Source organism: Microbacterium sp. C7(2022), assembly GCF_028823665.1.
Lineage (GTDB): Bacteria > Actinomycetota > Actinomycetes > Actinomycetales > Microbacteriaceae > Microbacterium.
The window spans coordinates 1-1441 of record NZ_JAPEHV010000017.1 but is presented as its reverse complement, the minus strand read 5'-3'; the positions used below and the strand labels follow the sequence as shown (position 1 = coordinate 1441).

1 protein-coding gene is annotated in these 1441 nt (G+C 65.6%); it reads left to right on the top strand.

The window, feature by feature from the left end; all coding sequences use genetic code 11:
• Window positions 1-117: 117 nt before the first annotated feature.
• On the top strand, window positions 118-1386 hold the full coding sequence (locus ON062_RS13645; RefSeq protein ID WP_274647689.1) for an IS256 family transposase: 1269 nt from the start codon (window positions 118-120) through the stop codon (window positions 1384-1386).
• The last annotated feature ends 55 nt before the right edge of the window (window positions 1387-1441 follow it).

Genomic DNA, 1441 nt, shown 5'->3' with positions numbered 1-1441 from the left:
GGGTGAGTCCCATAGCGTGGTGTCAATTCCCGCGGGGGTCCTCGGCGTTGTAGACGTTGATGGGCCATCGTGGGAACCCAGCTGTTTCCGCCAAGAAGCAAGAAGAGTGATCCCACGATGACCCACACCCAGTCTGCCTTGTCGACCCTGATCGGCGAAGTCCTCGCCGATCCTGATCTGGCCCATTCGGACGTGTTCCGGCGGATGCTGCAGGCCGGCCTGCAGGACCTGATCAACGCGGAAGCGTCGGTGAAGATCGGCGCCGACCGGTACGAACGCACGACGGAGCGCACCACCCGCCGCAACGGGACCCGCCCGAAGACACTCGCGACCCCCGCCGGGGAGGTCGATCTTCAGATTCCGAAGCTACGGGAGGGGTCGTTCTTCCCCAGCTTGTTGCACCCGCGGCGACGGGTCGACAAGGCCCTCTACGCGGTGATCTGCCAGGCCTGGATCGACGGGGTGTCCACAAGGAAGGTCGACCAGCTGATCCGGGCGCTGGGCAACGACACCGGCATCTCCCGGTCGACGGTGTCAAGGATCTGCGCCGAGATCGACGAGACCGTCCACGAGTTCCTGCACCGCCGGATCGATCACACCTGGTTCCCGTACCTGTTCCTCGACGCCACCTACCTCGACGTCCGCCACCGCGGCCGGGTCGTGTCCCAAGCCCTCGTCGTCGCGACCGGCGTGTCCGGGGAGGGTCGCCGGGAGATCCTCGGGATGGCACTCGGAGACGCGGAAACCACCGACTTCTGGACCGAGTTCCTCCGATCCCTCCGCGACCGGGGACTCAAGGTCGCCACCGACGCCGACCCGCTCGGGGTAACCCTCGTCACCAGTGACGCGCACGCCGGCCTGAAAGCCGCGGTCAAGGCGATCCTGCCCGGGAGCGGGTGGCAAAGATGCCGAGTCCACTTCGCACGCAACGTCACCCAGAAGCTCGGCTCGGCCCGGTCGAAACCAGTCAACGCGCTGATCTCCACGATCTTCGCGCAAACCACCCCCGAAGCCGTCACCGCGCAATACAAGGCCGTCACCGACAGCCTCCGAGGCTCGTTCCCCGAAATCACCGCGATGCTCGAGAACGCCGAAGCGGACCTCACCGGGTTCGCGCCTCTACCCCGCGAGCACTGGCAGAAAATCTGGTCCAACAACCCGATCGAACGCCTCAACCGGGAAATCAAACGCCGCGCCGACGTCGTCCAGATCTTCCCCGACCAGGGCAGCGTCACCCGACTCATCGGCGCCGTCCTCCAAGAACAGCACGAGGAATGGGGCTACGGCGAACGCCGCTACTTCTCCGACATCTCGATGCGCAAACTCGTCCACACCCTCCACGAGACCACCGAGACACCCCGCCCCGAGCTCTACCTCACCGCCTAACCCCCAACCACCCCCAGGCAACAGCAGGAATGACACCACACGACGGGACTTGACC

Bases quoted from the DNA above. Each gene is read 5' to 3' on its own strand.
- ON062_RS13645 (WP_274647689.1), top strand. From the start codon at position 118: ATGACCCACACCCAGTCTGCCTTGTCGACCCTGATCGGCGAAGTCCTC.